The sequence below is a fragment of the Niastella koreensis GR20-10 genome (assembly GCF_000246855.1).
Taxonomy (GTDB): domain Bacteria; phylum Bacteroidota; class Bacteroidia; order Chitinophagales; family Chitinophagaceae; genus Niastella; species Niastella koreensis.
The window spans coordinates 1,035,827-1,050,326 of the sequence record NC_016609.1 but is presented as its reverse complement, the minus strand read 5'-3'; the positions used below and the strand labels follow the sequence as shown (position 1 = coordinate 1,050,326).

The following is a 14,500-nucleotide window of genomic DNA, read 5'->3' as shown; positions in this document are numbered from 1 at the left end:
CACCCAATGACTTTAACCCGATTTCCGCGGAAGCCGTTTACCCTTTCTATTGTATGTACGATCCTGCTTATTGTGGCAAACAAAAATTCGTTTGGTCAGTATGGCTACGAAAATGTGGATAACAAATTCTATGTTTCTTTATCTCCCTTTGCGCTTATAGATGCCCTGGATTATCCTTCTTTACGCATAAGTACTGATGTAAAAGTGTATAAACATTTTTCGATCTCCGTAGAGGGCGCCTTATACTCTTTATTGAGAACGGCGTTTTACAAGGAAAATGTAACCGGGTTTGCCATTAAACCATGTATAAAATATTATTTCAACCGCCAAAAGATCATGAATGGATTGTTCATTGCGCTGGAATATCAATATAAGCAGGAACACTATCATTTAAGCGACACGATTGTGTCTGCAGGTAATGGGTATTATAAAACGTATGGGATGACCCGGTACATAAACTGCGTTAACATTAAAATGGGCGAAGTGGAGAACTTTCGTAAAAGGTGGATACTGGAATGGTTCGCAGGGATCGGTATCCGGTATTTTAATTCCTTTACCGATCTGTCTGATCAGGAATATGATGGTATTATTTATAATGAAAAATATGCCAATACCAGCATGACGGGGATCCAGGTGCGGGAGGTCGGTCATCATACGTATCCCAATATAACCCTGGGTCTCAAACTCGGCTACAGGCTATGGTAATTGAAGCATCAAATCTTAGGAACATGCCATGGAAAAATATTTTTACTCAACTTCAATTCATCCTTGTCTTTTTATGCAATGGTCTTTACTAACTATGAATTAACCCTTTCTCAATATATTTTATGAAATATTGATTATGTTTCATAAAATATTTACTAGAGACCATATTTGACCAACTTTAGAGCATCAGTTCGTTAGATTAGAGCATATCTGCTTAATTTATGCATATATCTTTAATACTTTTCACTATAAATAGGCAACTTATGCTCCAATGTTATGCACTTATGAGTCAATGTTGTGCAGGGTTGTCCAAAAGTTATACCGGGTTGCTCCAATGTTTACCCAGGTTGTTCCAAAGTTTATCCAGGTTACTCCAATGTTTATCCAGGTTACTCCAATGTTTATCCAGGTTACTCCAATGTTGGTTCGAAATGCCTTATAGTTAGTCCTAAATGCGGCATCTTTAATGAGATATGCCACAAAGTTTGATCAAAATGCGCCATTGTTTGATCAAAATGCCCAATTGTTTGCAATATGTTACTTTATTGACCACTTCGGGCGGAAACTTTTATCTTTTGGTCAGACTTTTATCTATATCCGTCAAAATAATTAAGAGACACCTGGAAATTTTATCACAAGACCTGCAACAATACGGTGTCATTTCTCAAACGAAACATCGAACCGGAATGATTTTGTATATTCGTCACATGGCGGCTAAACAGGACATCCTGAAGTTAAGTTTTAAGGAAGATATTTCTTTAGGGATTGAATTTATTCCTATAAACGATCACTATGCGCGTACACAATCCAACCTGCGTCGGCCACATCGCGCATCTTTTTACCTAATCTTTTGGTTTAAAAATGGCACCCCCATTCATACGGTCGACTTCCATCTGATTCATCTGCAACCCGATTCTTTTATATTTGTGCGTAAGGATGCTGTGCAGTTTTTCGATCAGCAAAATACTTTTGAAACAAGTACATTACTTTTTACCGATACTTTCTTTTGTGAAACGGAACAAGATCACCGTTTTCTGCAAAGCAGCCCGTTATTTAATGATTTTACGGCCAACCAAGGCCCCATCCCCATTATGGGCACTAATCGGTTGCGAGATATCTGGCTTTGGATGCAACAGGAAGAACATCATTTGGCCGATACTTTTCATGCTCCGATGTTAAGGAAATACCTGTACAGCTTTCTGCTGGAAGCAGAAAGGGAACAATTGAAACAGGGAAAAGGCACCCGTATGAAAGGTCCAAACTTTGAATACTTTATTAACTTTAAGGAACTGCTTGAACAGTATTTCCGAACAGAAAAAGGAATTGCTTTTTACGCGGATCAACTTTTTATCTCGGCTAAAGTGTTAACCCATATAACGCATATCATGATGGGGAAAACGCCCAAACAATTGCTGGATGAACGCGTCTTGCTGGAAGCAAAACGGCTGCTGGTGCATACCGAAAATCCTATTAAAACCATTAGCCATTATATCGGTTTCGACGAAACGACCAACTTTAACAAATTTTTCAAAAAGCATTCCGGCCAAACACCTGCAGCATTCAGGGATGGTTTTTCTCACTAATACCTACGGCCTAAACTTACCATTTTTCGGACGGAATCTACCTTTCTGCGGATTGCCTTAAGTACGACCTTTGTTTCATCAAATCAAAAAGAAAATGAAAACAAAACTCAACATCGTACTGGTTCACGGCGCATTTGGAGACGGTTCACATTGGAGAAATGTTATCCCTGCATTAGCAGCAGAAGGTTATACTGTTAGAGCAATGCAATTGCCACTTACTACTTTAGAAGAAGATATCCAACGCACAAGCGATATGGTAGCATCACTGGATGGCCCGGTATTATTGGTCGGCCATTCTTACGGAGGCATGGTAATTACCGGTGCAGGTAACCACCCCAACGTAAAAGGGTTAGTGTACGTTGCAGCGTTTGCGCCGGATCAAGGCGAAGCTGCTGGTGGTTTATTGCAGCTGCGTCCGGCACCGGAAGGCGCCACAGATATAGCTCAGGGCCCATCCGGTTATCTTTATGTAGACTATGCCAAATATCCGGAAGTATTTAGTCAGGGGGTATCTGATGATGATGCCTTGGTAATGGCTGTTTCCCAAAAGCCCATCAACGGCGCTGCCTTCGGCGCACCTTTGGCAAATGTACCTGCCTGGAAAGTAAAGCCCAGCTGGTACCAGGTTTCAGACAATGATAAAATGATACAGCCAGAAACACAAACTTGGTTTGCCGAACGTATAAATGCCCGCAAAACCATCCATCTTAATGCAGGCCATGCTTCTATGGGATCTCACAGCCAAGAGGTGTCTGCATTAATTCTGGAAGCTGCTAAATCTATACAAGACTAAAACTCAAATATTATGGTCGCAAAAGTTTTGCGCCATAATATTAAACTTAACAAACAGAACTCATGGAAGTTATTACCGTACCCATCCTGCCGTTAAGGATGCTGCAATCCCATATTGTCCGCGATCAAAAATCTATTATTGTTGATACTGGCAACCCTGGTAGTGTTCCGAAAATACTCGATGCCATGGAAAAGCATAAAATTGCTATTGAAGATGTTTCTTTAATCTTGATTACCCATAGTCATTTAGATCATTCCGGAAGTGCCGCTGAACTACAAAAGGTGCTTAATGTACCAATCGCGATGCATGGATTTGAAAAAGAATATGTTGAAAATGGCACCCGTTTGCCACTTACACCTAAAGATTGGTTTGGTAAACTCTTTAAAAAAACGCCTCTTATCAAGAAAAATGTAGAAAGATTTAAAGTAAACATTATTCTTAAGGGAGACGAAGACCTCAAACAATACGGCGTAGATGCCAGGGTTGTTTTCACTCCCGGTCACACACCAGGATCTGTGTCGGTCATGTTAGGCAACGGGGAAATGGTAGCAGGCGATGTGGTATCAGGAGGTATACTCTTGGGTGGAATTCTCAATAATGATGTTCCCACCTGGCCAATTTTCCATGATGATACAATAAATAGTATTAAAAGCCTTAAGCAAATAATCAATCTATCGCCCACAAAGGTACATGTAGGTCACGGTGGCCCGGTTTATGTGCCTTCGATTAAAAAGTTTATTGATCATCAGTCTTAGCACTCTAATTATAAAAAGGAATTAGGCTTTATATTACTGAAATTGGGGTCAATATTTATTTTTTTCCAATAAATCTTCAAGCCAAAAGTTTCGAAAGTGGTGTATAACAGATTATACCACTACTGGCCGATTGCATTTGTATCTGGCAAGACGCAGTATTCTTCAATCGCCCTAAGCGAATAAACAACATCTACAATATTAAACTCCCTGGGTAGGCTGGAAAGTTCCATCAACTCTTTGGCGTTTTCTGGATCGCGGCACCGGACAGCCGCTGCTCCCGCAACACCCGTAATTGAACACAGCACTTAGTACAAGGAACGAACCGGCAATCCAGGCCAGGTGCTCGCCGGGTCTAATACCTTGCACAATGACTGCTATTCCCATTACGAAGCGAAGCAGGCGCATCAGGTTCCAGCTACTTGTTATTCTTTTGATCATTACTTTACGGGTTTTAACGATGTCCAGGCGCCGCCATTATACACTTGTATACCTGCTGCACTTAAAATATCCTTTGCCATGGCACTTCGGCTGCCGCTGCGGCAAACCGTAATCACCGGCTTGTTCCACCTGCGGATCAATTCAGTTTTCGATCTGATCTCATCGAGCGGAATGTTCTGGGACTCTGCAATGTGTCCCTGCTGATATTCCGCTTTGGTGCGCACGTCTACGATCACGGCCCCTGCCTGCAACGCATCTGCAAGCCCGTCGTTGCCATTTTGAAACATGTTTTTAAGAAATGATAACATAATTTGTTTTTTAGATTATTTATTTATTTGCCAAAGTAGAAGGACATACATAGTCCGTTACCGGAATGGTGCCCGCTTCTTTGATGGCATTGAAACCGCCTTTGATGTCGATAAGATGATCGAAACCTCTTGCTTTTAAAATGGAATTAAAGATCACAGAACGATACCCACCGGCGCAATGCACGAAGTAGGTCTGCTCCTTATTCAATACCGCCAGGTGATCGTTAATGTTGTCCAGCGGCAGGTTCAGGGCGCCGGCCACATGTTCGCTGATAAATTCCCCGGGTTTGCGTACATCCAGAACGGCTATATTCCCTGCTTTGATCTTTTCGGAAAGTGCTGCTGCATTTATAGAAATGATATGGTCTGTTTGCTTACCAGCCTCCTTCCATGCAGCGAATCCGCCTTTCAGATAACCAATGGTATAATCATACCCTACCCGGGCCAGGCGGGTGATCACTTCTTCTTCGGTTCCTTCATCGGTAACCAAAAGAATTAGCTGGTTAATGTCAGGTATAAGGGCGCCCACCCAGGGAGCGAAATTTCCCGCAATACCGATGTTGACGCTGTTCGGAATAAATCCTCCGGCAAAGCTTTGCGGATCACGGGTATCCAGCACAATGGCGCCGGTTTCATTTGCGGCTGTTTCAAACTCAGCGGGCGAAAGCGCGTGTTTGCCTCTTTGCAGAACTTCCCCAATGCTTTCATACCCTTGTTTGTTCAGCATTACGTTCAGCGGAAAATAAGCCGGTGGCGTTGTCAGTCCTTCCGTTACTTCTTTTATAAATTCTTCTCGCGTCATATTGGCCCGTAATGCATAATTGGTTTGCTTTTGATGGCCGAGGGTATCGGTGGTTTCCTTGCTCATATTCTTGCCGCAGGCGCTGCCGGCTCCATGAGCAGGATACACAATAATGTCATCGCTTAACGGCATTACCTTACTGCGCAACGAGTCGAACAGCGTTCCCGCCAGTTCTTCCTGGGTAATATGTTCAGCCTTTTGCGCCAGGTCGGGACGGCCTACATCACCGATGAACAGGGTATCGCCGGAGAACAGGGCCACGTCCCTTCCATTTTCATCTTTCAGCAAATAACAGGCGCTTTCCATGGTATGCCCTGGCGTGTGCAGTACTTTGAAAGTAACTTTCCCTACTTTGAATTCCTGCCCATCCTTTGCAATGATGGCGTCAAATGCAGGTTTAGCCGTAGGGCCATACACAATTGGTGCTTTGGATTCCTTAAACAGGTCAAGGTGGCCGGATACGAAATCTGCATGGAAGTGCGTTTCAAAAACGTATTTGATGGTTGCACCGTTCCGTTTTGCTTTTTGTATATAAGGTTCCACTTCGCGCAGGGGATCTATCACCACAGCTTCCCCATCACTTTCTATGTAGTAGGCGCCCTGCGCCAGACAACCGGTATAGATCTGTTCTATTTTCATCTTGTCATTTTTTAATTGATAATGTAAAGTTCGATCTTGTATTTATGCTTTGCCGTGACAGCAATCACGCCGGGAAGACTGCTTATTTCAACAGGGTTTCTTTTACCAGGATGTAAATACCCATCACCAGCACAAACCAGCCAAAGCCTTTTTTCAATTTATCGCCCGGAACCTTTTTGTTTAAGACGCCACCGATGAAGATGCCGGAAATGGCAATGACAGTAGTTTTCAACAGAAAAATCCAGTCGATAGTGAAGTGGCCAAGATCGCCGGTAAAACCGATAAGTGAGTTGAGCGCAATGATCATGAGTGAGGTGCCAATGGCTTTTTTCATGGGTAACTTCAGCAACAGCACCAACGCGGGAATCAATAAAAAGCCGCCTCCGGCACCCAAAAAGCCTGTAACCAATCCAATTATAATCCCATACACCATCAGTTTATTAAAGCGTAAACAGTCGCGGCATTCCTTTTCTTCCACCACTGCTTTTTTATTACGGATCATACTGATGGAAGCCAACAGCATCAGCACCGCAAACAGTACCATGGTCAACAGTGCTTCGCTGATAGTTACACCGCCTATGGTGGCAATCTTTTGAGGAACAGCAGGCACCAAATATTTACGGGTTAAAAATACCGTAACGATGGAAGAGGCGCCAAATAGCAATGCCGCCTTTATATTTACCAACCCTTTGCGAAAGTTGTTAAACGCGCCAACCAGGCTGGTTGAGCCCACTACGAACAATGAATACGAAGTAGCGAGTATTGGATTCAATCCAAAGAGGTACACCATTACCGGAACGGTGAGAATTGAACCTCCCCCGCCGATTAAACCCAGTGAAATACCAATCAACAATGATGCGATATAACCAAGAATTTCCATGTTTTCTTTTCATGCAAAATTGGTTGGCCGGCAAAACTTAAATCGTGATATTGGTCACGACAGGACTTTTTCGAGATCGAGGAATTCCACTTTTGAATCATGCAGCTTTACTATGCCTTTTTCAGCGAGCTTTTTCATCAGGCGGGAGATCACTTCTCTGGAAGAATTTAAGTCCTGGGCGATCTCGGTAAATGAAGTAGAAATAAAATTGGTGTTAAATTTTTGCTGATGGCGCTTTAAATAAAAAACCAGGCGCTCGTCCATGTTGCGAAAAGCAATATGATCGATAGTTTGTAACAGTTCTTCAAATCGTTCCCGGTAAGAACTGACAGCAAACTGTGCCCAGCTTTTATATTTGCCCATCCATTCGTTTACATATTGAACAGGAATACTGATGATGGTTGCTTCCGTGACGGCCTTAGCCATTAACCCGCTGGTTTCTTTACCCAGCGCACAAACCAGGGAAATAGCGCAGGCTTTGCCCGCATCCAGGTAATACATGAAGAATTCATTACCCTGGTCGTCTTCCCGGTAAATTTTAACCAGCCCATCGAGCACTACTAATGCCGAACGAATGTTCTGACCGGTGTGCAACAGCACCTCCTCCTTTGCCAGTGTTCTTACATCTGCAACAGTTACCATCTCGGTAATAAGTTCCGGCTCAAGCGATGGAAATAAATGTGCTAATTCTTCTACTGTCATTTTACAAAGTTAAACCCAATGATCACAATGAAGGTGACAAAAGTCTCAAAGGCAAAACAATTGTTATTTCGCAAATAGCTGTCGGGCCAGATCAGACTGGCATCAACGATCAGGGTTTAGTTGTTGCCCGATCCCTTTGACTCCCAGCTTATCCAGGATCAATTCAAGCGGGCAGAACTTTGTAATAGAAGACTGTAACAGATTCAGACCAACAAATGCATCAAGGTACAACCAATGCAAGTCAACAAATAACCCTAACATTAAACCGGTCAGAACCAGTAATCCTGCTACAAATCGAACAATTCGCTCTTTCATATATATTAATTTAAAAGTTAGATCTTTCTACAGGCAGCACAAAAGCCCGGATTGGAAAATTGTTTGAAACAGAGTCGTTATACTCATCAATAAGCGACATCGCTTTTTCTGCATTTCCTTCGTTGGTAAAACTGAAGATGATTGCCGAATCATATTCCTCCTCACCACTACTGAACCAGTTATCAACCAGGCTTGCCTGATGCCCATCTTTTTTACCTATCACGTCTGTCATGCTAAAAACCTGGATAGAGGCTTTCCCAAACAGTTGAGCAACGGCGTTGCAGGATTCCTTTAAACAGGTAACCATCAGAAGTTTCATACGAGATAATTTATAAATGTTTTACTTTTTTCCTTTTCATTTTAAAATACAGCAGGGGTACTACAAGCAGGGTAAGGAAGGTAGAAGTAATAGTACCGCCCATCAGGGAAATAGCCAGCCCCTGGAATATCGGATCAAATAAAATGATCACTGCGCCCAATGCCACCGCTCCGGCTGTTAATAAAATAGGTGTCGTACGCACCGCCCCGGCCTCTATAATGGCTTGTTTCAACTGAACCCCATCCTTAAGCCGGATATTAATAAAGTCTATTAACAGTACAGAGTTCCGGACCATCACACCTGCGAGCGCAATAAAACCGATCATGGAGGTGGCTGTAAAATAAGCGCCCATTATCCAGTGGCCCAATACTATGCCTACCAGCGAAAGCGGAATAGCAGCCAGCATGATCAGCGGTACGGTAAAATTCTGGAACCACCCCACTATAAGCATATATATGATAATGATAACAGCCGCAAATGCAATACCCAGGTCCCGGAACACTTCATAGGTGATTTGCCATTCGCCATCCCATTTTACCGAATATTCATCTTCTGAAAGCGGCTGATGGGTATACTCTTCATGTATGGCATATCCTTTTGGCAATTGGACCTGGTGAAGATTGGCAGAAATGTCTGCTATGGCATAGGAAGGACTTTCCAGCTTTCCGGCCATATCGGCCAGCACATAGGTTACCTCTTTTTGATTTTTCCTGTAAATGGCTTTTTGTTTAATCTGCCTGGTCACCGTTACAATATCCCGTATTGCTAACATGTTCCCGGTGGGTGATGCCATTTCCATATTCAACAGGTCGTCAATACCCGACTTATCCTTATCACTGAACTGAACATTTATTTTAACCTGGTTATAGGCGGAAGGTACATACAGGTTATTAGCAGCCTGTCCGGATACGATGGCGTTTATAAACGCCGCCACTTCCGCTGGCGCAAGACCATGCCGCATCGCTTTTTCTTTATCCACTTCCAGGTGGTATTCGGGCTGATCATCCTCCACCATCCAGTCCACATCTACCACGTTGGCAGTTTTGCCGAGCATATCTTTCACCTGCCTGGCTACCTGCACCTGCGTGTTATGGTCAGGGCCATATACTTCTGCCACCAGTGTGGAAAGCACAGGGGGCCCCGGTGGTACTTCCACGATCTTTACGTTTGCATTGTATTTTTGGGCGATTGCCTGAACAGGCGTCCTCATTAATTTGGCAATGTCATGACTTTGCTGCGACCTGTCTTTTTTATCTACCAGGTTTACCTGTATATCAGCCACGTTCTCCCCTTTTCGCAGGTCATAATGCCTCACCAGCCCGTTGAAGCTGATAGGTGCAGCCGTACCCACATATCCCTGGTAATTCTTTACCAACGGTTGCATGGAAATAAATTGAGCGATATCATTGGTTACCGCATAGGTCTTTTCCAGGGTAGTACCTTCGGGCATATCTATCACTACCTGGAATTCGTTCTTGTTGTCGAAGGGAAGCATTTTCACAGCCACTGTTTTGGTATAGAACAGCAACAGTGACCCTATCAATATAACAACGATGGAAAGAATGAATGTCCAACGCATCCACCTTGTTTCCAGCAGGGGCCTGATCAACCGGCTGTAAATCTTATAAATACCTGTTTCTTCGAGCACCAGTGGTTTGGACTCCTCATGCTGATGACCTTTCTTTTCCTTTTCGCGCAGGAAAATATAGCCCAGGTAAGGTGTTAATGTTAAAGCCACTATTAGTGACAGGATCATGGCAATGGAAGCGCCAATGGGCATCGGGCTCATATATGGCCCCATCATGCCCGATACGAATGCCATTGGCAATACCGCCGCTACAACAGTAAAGGTTGCCAGGATAGTTGGATTACCCACTTCATTGATAGCATAAATGGCAGCCTGCAAAGGCGGCAATCTGCGCATTTTAAAATGCCGGTGCATATTCTCGGCAATGATAATAGAATCATCTACCACAATACCGGTAATAAATACGAGCGCAAAAAGGGTGATCCTGTTCAGTGTATAATCGAGGAAATAATAACTGAATAAAGTAAGCGCAAATGTGACTGGCACCGACAAAAACACTACTAATCCGCCACGCCAGCCCATGGCCAGCATTACAAATACAGTAACAACTACAATGGCTATAAAAAGATGGAATAACAGTTCACTTACTTTATCTGAAGCTGTTTCGCCATAGTTCCTGGTAACGGTCAATTGTACATCGGCGGGAATGATCGTTTTATGCAGCCGGTCTACCGACTTCAGTATTTGTTCAGACAGCTTCATGGCATCTGCGCCTTTCCGCTTGGCTACCGACAAGGTAACAGCGGGATAGGTGGAGTTGTGTCTGCTGACCATACTGTCGGCTCTGCCATACCCAAAGAATACATACTGGCCGGGCGTTTCCGGTCCGTCCTGCACCCGGGCAACCTGGTGCAGGTATACAGGCGCCCCGTTATAGATCCCGGCCACAATATTTCCGACATCTCCGGCAGATTGCAAAAAATTACCGGTTTCAACGGAAAAGCTGGTATCGCTGTGCAACAGGTTTCCTGCCGGTAGCTGGATGTTTGACGCCTGCAATGCCCTGGTCACTTTTATAATATCCAGGTGATTTCCTGCCAGTTTATCTTTATCAAGGATCACTTTTATCTCCCTGCTTCTGCCACCCGAAATATTCACGTCCGACACATCACCGATCTTTTTAATTTCGTTGGTAACAGCCTGGCCAATTTGCTTTAACTGGTAATCATCCTGTTTTTCGCTCCATAAAGTGAGGCCCAATACAGGCACATCATCAATGGCACGGGTTTTAATTAAAGGCATGGTAACGCCCTGTGGCATTTTATCCATGTTCTTCATCAGCTCACTATACAACTTTACCAGTGAACGCTCAACATCTTCACCAACATGAAATTGTACAATGATCATTGCCTGTCCTTTCATGGAGGTACTGTAAACGTACTCCACCCCTTTCACATTAGAGATGATCTTCTCCAAAGGGGCTGCTACTTTTGTTTCTACTTCTTTCGGTTCGGCGCCGGGGTATCCCAGGAAAATATCTGCCATCGGCACCTTTATCTGCGGCTCTTCTTCACGTGGAATGAGCAGGGTGCTATAGCCTCCGATGAGCAGGAAGGCAATCATCAGCAAAATGGTGAGCTTTGACTGCAAAAATGCTTTGGCTATATTACCAGATAATCCTTTTTCCATTTTATTCAATTGCTTAAGTAAATAATTATTTTACTATTACGCCGGCCCCATTATACAACCTGCCGTCGGCGTTTACGATAAAGCTTTCGTCCTTACCTAAACCAGACAGTACTTCCACTTCATTGCCGTATTGTTCTCCCAGCCTGATCCACCTTAGCACGGCCTTGTTATTTTCACCTATTGTATAAATGCCGGTCAACTGATCTGTATGCACCACTGCAGAAACGGGGATCAGGATCCTGTCATCGGCTTCCTTGTCTGGCTTGTTGCTTTTGGATTTGATGAATATGTTGGCATACATGCCGGCATATAAGCCTTTGTATTGATCGGCCGGGATATTTATTTTTACAGGATACTGCCCGCCGCTTACAGACGACGAAGGATTTATCTCTGCAACAGTACCGGTAAACACGCGGCCGATCGATTTCAGGGTAATGGTTGCAGGGGTTCCTATTGAAAGATCAGCTATCTGCGATTCGGGAATACCGGCAGCAACCCGGAATCCTTTGGATGCTTCGAGCGTCAATACCGGCATACCGGGATTGGCAATACTACCGGCATCTGCGTTTTTCGCCGAGATGATACCATCAAAAGGGGCTACTACATTTGTATAGGCAAAGGAGGCATTGACTTCGTTTCGTACCTGCCTGGCCGCCTCTGCCCCTGCTTTTGCAGCGTTATATTGTAGCTGAATATTTTCCAGCTCTTTTTCTGTAGCGCTTTGCTGTTTATATAAAGCGGTAAAGCGGTCGTAGTCCTTTTTTGCATTTTGCAACTGCGCTTCCGCCTGTACAATCTGGGCATCTGCCTGTGCCCGTTTGGCCTGCAGGTCTTCATTGCTCACAGAAAACAACAGTTGTCCTGTGTGTACCCGGTCGCCGGCTTTTACATTCATTTTAGTAATGTACCCCATGATGCGGGTGCTGATGGCTGCTGTTTGTGCGGCTTCCACCTGCCCGCTTACCGTTATGGCCGATGCGCCCATGGAACCGGGCCGGGCGATGGTAACGGCAACAGGAGGCTCCGTTTGAATTGGTTTTTCAGGGCTGCTGCAGCCAGCTAAATACAGGAGTACAAATGATGCTGCTAGTAATTTCATAAACATTTTATACTGGTTCATATACATTAATTATTGCTTGTTAAAAATTCCAGCCAGGCAGTTGCCATTTGTTGCGCAAAAACCGCTTGTGCAAGGGCCAGTTGTTGATTCGATACCTGCGTTTGAGCCATAAGGATATCCGTTGTATTCACCAGGCCCTGGTTATACCTGTTCTGTAATACACGGAATGCTTCTTCAGCTGCCGAAATGGCCAGCTTTTGTCTCGATATTGTAGCGCCGGCATCCTGGTATTGACGTAACGCTTTAAGAATATCCGACCTGCTTTCTTCTTTCTGCTTCACCAATTCTTCGTTCATCTTATCTTTTTCCAGTTCCAATGAGGCTATCTTATTTCTAACAGAATTGCCTTTGAACAGGTCCCACGAAAACTGGACGCCTGCCAGGTAGCCATTGCCGCCAAATCCAAAAGGGCTGGGATCGTGCAGTTGGTAATTGGCAAATGCGTTGATGCGGGGCAACAACCCGGCCTGGCTGCTTTTAATGCTATAATCAATCGAGGCAATACCTGCTTCCATCGCCCGGAAATCTGAACGGCCTGCAGGTAATGTGTCGTGGGCTGGAAGCTGATCTTTCATGGCGCCCGATACGGCATACAACACGCCCGGGTCTTTTCCCATCAGCAGGCTCAACCTGTCGGACAGGTTTTGAATGCCTGATTGTACTTCTGCCAGGTTGTTTTCCATCGTTCTTACCAGCACCTCCGTATTTAAAAGATCAGATTTTTGCAAAAGTCCCTGTTCATAACGGTCTTTCGTAAACTGGTATAAAGCTTTGAATGATACCAGCGATGCTTCCAGTACTTTTTTTGTTTCATTTTGTAACCGTAATTGCAGGTAGGTATCTTTCACCTGAAATTCCAGGTATTCCTTTATCCGGGCTGTTTTATACGACAAAACCTCCGTTTGTTTTAATACAGACTTTCGCATATACGCCATGTCCATATTCAACAGCGGTTGCTGTACGTACACCTGTGTCATAAAATCGGAAGTAGATGACGGGTTGTTTAACAGTTTTGGATTAAAATCATCCTGGGTGATTGCCTGTTGCTGAAGCTTAAAGCCAAAGGCGTTTAAGGGGTTGTTGGTTGCAAAACCCGAATAGCTCAGGTTTACCTGGGGAAGAAAAAAAGCTGCAGTAGATTTATAATTATACTGACTCACTTTCTCTTCGAGCTTGCTTATGGTCAACTGCCGGTTATTATTTATTGTGTTGTTGATGGCTTCTTCCAAAGTAAGCGACTGAGGCTGATCCTGCGCTGCGGCGGAAAAATAACCGGTACAACCGAGTTGTATAGCTATATACAATCTGAATATTTTTCTCTTCATCCTGTATGATTTACCGCAAACTTATAAAGCGGCAACAGCCTTAATCGTGACTCAGGTCACGGCAACAGGGATATGGCATTAATAGATATCATAAGGAACAGATATAAATACGCGTACAAATGCAAAGGCCACCCGTTCAGGCGGCCTTTGCTTATTTCTTACAGGTTTAACTTTGCGGATGGATCAATAAAAGTCCTATTAAATATTTGCTATTACTTTTTGTAATTTTTGGCCGATTTCGTTGGCAAGTGATGAAAGCCGCTCGTTATTCACAATGCCCATAGCATTCATCGGGTTGATTGCAGACACTTCTACCTCACTGTTCTCATGCTCCTGTACCAGGATGTTGCAGGGCAACATTACCCCGATTTTATCTTCCAGCTGCACAGCCTCATAAGCTATTTTCGGATTACAGGCGCCCAGGATAGTATACCTCCTGAAATCAACGCCTACTTTTTCTTTGAACTTTTCTTTCAGGTCAATTACGGTAATGATGCCGAATCCTTCTTTCTTTAACTCGTCTGTTACCTTATTGATCGCCTCCTGAAAACCAATTTGCAGCTTTTTGCTAATATTATAATTCATAATTATGTTTTTTA

Annotated in this window: 15 protein-coding genes; 4 read left to right on the top strand and 11 right to left on the bottom strand. The window is 43.9% G+C overall.

Features of this window, described 5'->3' with window-relative positions:
* Positions 1-6 precede the first annotated feature (6 nt).
* The 4 genes from NIAKO_RS04155 to NIAKO_RS04135 all read left to right on the top strand — a co-directional run bounded on the left by NIAKO_RS04155 (position 7) and on the right by NIAKO_RS04135 (position 3,836).
* Positions 7-705 (top strand): DUF3575 domain-containing protein, encoded by a 699-nt coding sequence (locus NIAKO_RS04155; protein ID WP_014217143.1) that lies wholly within the window; start codon positions 7-9, stop codon positions 703-705.
* A gap of 527 nt (positions 706-1,232) precedes the next feature.
* A complete protein-coding gene (locus NIAKO_RS04145) occupies positions 1,233-2,288 on the top strand; it encodes a helix-turn-helix domain-containing protein (protein ID WP_172642120.1) in 1,056 nt (351 codons plus the stop codon).
* A gap of 94 nt (positions 2,289-2,382) precedes the next feature.
* Positions 2,383-3,081, top strand: coding sequence for an alpha/beta fold hydrolase (locus NIAKO_RS04140; protein WP_014217141.1), 699 nt, complete (start codon positions 2,383-2,385; stop codon positions 3,079-3,081).
* A 62-nt stretch (positions 3,082-3,143) separates the two neighbouring features.
* Complete coding sequence (locus NIAKO_RS04135; protein ID WP_014217140.1) at positions 3,144-3,836, top strand: MBL fold metallo-hydrolase; 693 nt, start codon at positions 3,144-3,146, stop codon at positions 3,834-3,836.
* Between the two features lie 198 nt (positions 3,837-4,034).
* On the opposite strand, the gene NIAKO_RS04130 is transcribed toward NIAKO_RS04135, so the two are convergent.
* The 11 genes from NIAKO_RS04130 to NIAKO_RS04080 all read right to left on the bottom strand — a co-directional run bounded on the left by NIAKO_RS04130 (position 4,035) and on the right by NIAKO_RS04080 (position 14,486).
* Positions 4,035-4,274 (bottom strand): hypothetical protein, encoded by a 240-nt coding sequence (locus tag NIAKO_RS04130; RefSeq protein ID WP_014217139.1) that lies wholly within the window; start codon positions 4,272-4,274, stop codon positions 4,035-4,037.
* Positions 4,274-4,582: a rhodanese-like domain-containing protein gene (locus NIAKO_RS04125; protein WP_014217138.1), complete on the bottom strand. Its 309-nt coding sequence runs from the start codon at positions 4,580-4,582 to the stop codon at positions 4,274-4,276. The genes NIAKO_RS04130 and NIAKO_RS04125 overlap by 1 nt, the downstream gene beginning before the upstream one ends.
* 19 nt (positions 4,583-4,601) lie before the next feature.
* A complete protein-coding gene (locus tag NIAKO_RS04120; protein WP_014217137.1) occupies positions 4,602-6,023 on the bottom strand; it encodes an MBL fold metallo-hydrolase in 1,422 nt (473 codons plus the stop codon).
* 82 nt (positions 6,024-6,105) lie between these two features.
* Positions 6,106-6,903: a sulfite exporter TauE/SafE family protein gene (locus tag NIAKO_RS04115; RefSeq protein WP_014217136.1), complete on the bottom strand. Its 798-nt coding sequence runs from the start codon at positions 6,901-6,903 to the stop codon at positions 6,106-6,108.
* Between the two features lie 54 nt (positions 6,904-6,957).
* Positions 6,958-7,605 (bottom strand): Crp/Fnr family transcriptional regulator, encoded by a 648-nt coding sequence (locus NIAKO_RS04110; RefSeq protein ID WP_014217135.1) that lies wholly within the window; start codon positions 7,603-7,605, stop codon positions 6,958-6,960.
* 102 nt (positions 7,606-7,707) lie between these two features.
* A complete protein-coding gene (locus NIAKO_RS04105; protein ID WP_014217134.1) occupies positions 7,708-7,920 on the bottom strand; it encodes a YgaP family membrane protein in 213 nt (70 codons plus the stop codon).
* A gap of 10 nt (positions 7,921-7,930) precedes the next feature.
* Positions 7,931-8,239: a hypothetical protein gene (locus NIAKO_RS04100; protein ID WP_014217133.1), complete on the bottom strand. Its 309-nt coding sequence runs from the start codon at positions 8,237-8,239 to the stop codon at positions 7,931-7,933.
* 10 nt (positions 8,240-8,249) lie between these two features.
* Positions 8,250-11,456, bottom strand: coding sequence for an efflux RND transporter permease subunit (locus NIAKO_RS04095; protein ID WP_014217132.1), 3,207 nt, complete (start codon positions 11,454-11,456; stop codon positions 8,250-8,252).
* A gap of 25 nt (positions 11,457-11,481) precedes the next feature.
* The gene (locus tag NIAKO_RS04090; RefSeq protein ID WP_014217131.1) at positions 11,482-12,555 is read right to left on the bottom strand and encodes an efflux RND transporter periplasmic adaptor subunit; all 1,074 of its coding nucleotides are present in this window, start codon (positions 12,553-12,555) and stop codon (positions 11,482-11,484) included.
* A gap of 26 nt (positions 12,556-12,581) precedes the next feature.
* Complete coding sequence (locus NIAKO_RS04085) at positions 12,582-13,901, bottom strand: TolC family protein (RefSeq protein ID WP_014217130.1); 1,320 nt, start codon at positions 13,899-13,901, stop codon at positions 12,582-12,584.
* A 198-nt stretch (positions 13,902-14,099) separates the two neighbouring features.
* Positions 14,100-14,486 (bottom strand): DUF302 domain-containing protein, encoded by a 387-nt coding sequence (locus NIAKO_RS04080; RefSeq protein ID WP_014217129.1) that lies wholly within the window; start codon positions 14,484-14,486, stop codon positions 14,100-14,102.
* Between the last annotated feature and the right edge of the window lie 14 nt (positions 14,487-14,500).

Excerpts from the sequence above, each read along its gene's own strand:
- NIAKO_RS04155 (WP_014217143.1), top strand. The coding sequence starts at position 7 with ATGACTTTAACCCGATTTCCGCGGAAGCCGTTTACCCTTTCTATTGTA.
- NIAKO_RS04140 (WP_014217141.1), top strand. The coding sequence starts at position 2,383 with ATGAAAACAAAACTCAACATCGTACTGGTTCACGGCGCATTTGGAGAC.
- NIAKO_RS04135 (WP_014217140.1), top strand. The coding sequence starts at position 3,144 with ATGGAAGTTATTACCGTACCCATCCTGCCGTTAAGGATGCTGCAATCC.
- NIAKO_RS04130 (WP_014217139.1), bottom strand. The coding sequence starts at position 4,274 with ATGATCAAAAGAATAACAAGTAGCTGGAACCTGATGCGCCTGCTTCGC.
- NIAKO_RS04125 (WP_014217138.1), bottom strand. The coding sequence starts at position 4,582 with ATGTTATCATTTCTTAAAAACATGTTTCAAAATGGCAACGACGGGCTT.
- NIAKO_RS04120 (WP_014217137.1), bottom strand. The coding sequence starts at position 6,023 with ATGAAAATAGAACAGATCTATACCGGTTGTCTGGCGCAGGGCGCCTAC.
- NIAKO_RS04115 (WP_014217136.1), bottom strand. The coding sequence starts at position 6,903 with ATGGAAATTCTTGGTTATATCGCATCATTGTTGATTGGTATTTCACTG.
- NIAKO_RS04110 (WP_014217135.1), bottom strand. The coding sequence starts at position 7,605 with ATGACAGTAGAAGAATTAGCACATTTATTTCCATCGCTTGAGCCGGAA.
- NIAKO_RS04105 (WP_014217134.1), bottom strand. The coding sequence starts at position 7,920 with ATGAAAGAGCGAATTGTTCGATTTGTAGCAGGATTACTGGTTCTGACC.
- NIAKO_RS04100 (WP_014217133.1), bottom strand. The coding sequence starts at position 8,239 with ATGAAACTTCTGATGGTTACCTGTTTAAAGGAATCCTGCAACGCCGTT.
- NIAKO_RS04095 (WP_014217132.1), bottom strand. The coding sequence starts at position 11,456 with ATGGAAAAAGGATTATCTGGTAATATAGCCAAAGCATTTTTGCAGTCA.
- NIAKO_RS04090 (WP_014217131.1), bottom strand. The coding sequence starts at position 12,555 with ATGAAATTACTAGCAGCATCATTTGTACTCCTGTATTTAGCTGGCTGC.
- NIAKO_RS04085 (WP_014217130.1), bottom strand. The coding sequence starts at position 13,901 with ATGAAGAGAAAAATATTCAGATTGTATATAGCTATACAACTCGGTTGT.
- NIAKO_RS04080 (WP_014217129.1), bottom strand. The coding sequence starts at position 14,486 with ATGAATTATAATATTAGCAAAAAGCTGCAAATTGGTTTTCAGGAGGCG.